The organism is Mesorhizobium sp. M1D.F.Ca.ET.231.01.1.1, assembly GCF_003999155.2.
In the GTDB taxonomy this organism is placed as follows: Bacteria; Pseudomonadota; Alphaproteobacteria; order Rhizobiales; family Rhizobiaceae; genus Mesorhizobium.
Genome location: NZ_RZOZ02000244.1, coordinates 1 through 296 on the forward strand (window position 1 = coordinate 1; position 296 = coordinate 296).

The 296-nt window shown below is 66.2% G+C and carries 1 protein-coding gene; it reads right to left on the reverse strand.

Annotation, left to right across the window (positions count from 1 at the left end; all coding sequences use genetic code 11):
• The coding region (locus EN874_RS33135) for an efflux RND transporter permease subunit (protein WP_135884746.1) at positions 1–296 on the reverse strand (296 nt) is incomplete at both ends.

Genomic DNA, 296 nt, shown 5'->3' on the forward strand with positions numbered 1-296 from the left:
GTCGACGGCTTGGCGGATCGAGGTCGAGCGGTCGTTGAGCAGCTTGATCGAGGCCGCCGCCGGCATCTGGTCCTGGAAGGACGGCAGCATCGCCTTGACCTTGTCGACGACATCGACAGTGTTGGCGTCGGGTTGGCGCTGCACGGCCATGATGATCGCGCGCGTGCCGTCGTACCAGCTCGCGGTGGTCGTGGTCTGCACGGAATCGACGACCCGCGTCACCTCGCCCAGCCGCACCGGATGGCCGTTCTTGGTGGCGATGATGAGGTTGGAGAAGCCGGCGGCGTTGGTCAGCT